Annotated in this window: 2 protein-coding genes; both read left to right on the top strand. The window is 43.6% G+C overall.

What is annotated here, in order from left to right:
* The coding region (locus HCCG_RS11250; RefSeq protein ID WP_034548643.1) for a LexA family protein at nt 1-327 on the top strand (327 nt) is incomplete at its 5' end.
* A 112-nt stretch (nt 328-439) separates the two neighbouring features.
* Nucleotides 440-606 (top strand): hypothetical protein (locus HCCG_RS11805; RefSeq protein WP_459410686.1); only part of this gene is annotated, 167 nt, incomplete at its 3' end.

A 606-nucleotide genomic window follows, 5' to 3' on the forward strand; every position in this document is an offset into this window, starting at 1 on the left:
TGGGTAAGCACAACCAAAAAAGCCAGTGATTCTGCATTCTGGCTTGAGGTTGAAGGTAATTCCATGACCGCACCAACAGGCTCCAAGCCAAGCTTTCCTGACGGAATGTTAATTCTCGTTGACCCTGAGCAGGCTGTTGAGCCAGGTGATTTCTGCATAGCCAGACTTGGGGGTGATGAGTTTACCTTCAAGAAACTGATCAGGGATAGCGGTCAGGTGTTTTTACAACCACTAAACCCACAGTACCCAATGATCCCATGCAATGAGAGTTGTTCCGTTGTGGGGAAAGTTATCGCTAGTCAGTGGCCTGAAGAGACGTTTGGCTGATCGGCAAGGTGTTCTGGTCGGCGCATAGCTGATAACAATTGAGCAAGAATCTTCATCGAATTAGGGGAATTTTCACTCCCCTCAGAACATAACATAGTAAATGGATTGAATTATGAAGAATGGTTTTTATGCGACTTACCGCAGCAAAAATAAAGGGAAAGATAAGCGCTCAATAAACCTGTCTGTTTTCCTTAATTCTCTGCTGGCTGATAATCATCACCTGCAGGTTGGCTCCAATTATTTGTATATTCATAAAATCGATGGAAAAACTTTTCTCTT

The sequence above is a fragment of the Helicobacter cinaedi CCUG 18818 = ATCC BAA-847 genome (assembly GCF_000155475.1).
Lineage (GTDB): Bacteria > Campylobacterota > Campylobacteria > Campylobacterales > Helicobacteraceae > Helicobacter_C > Helicobacter_C cinaedi.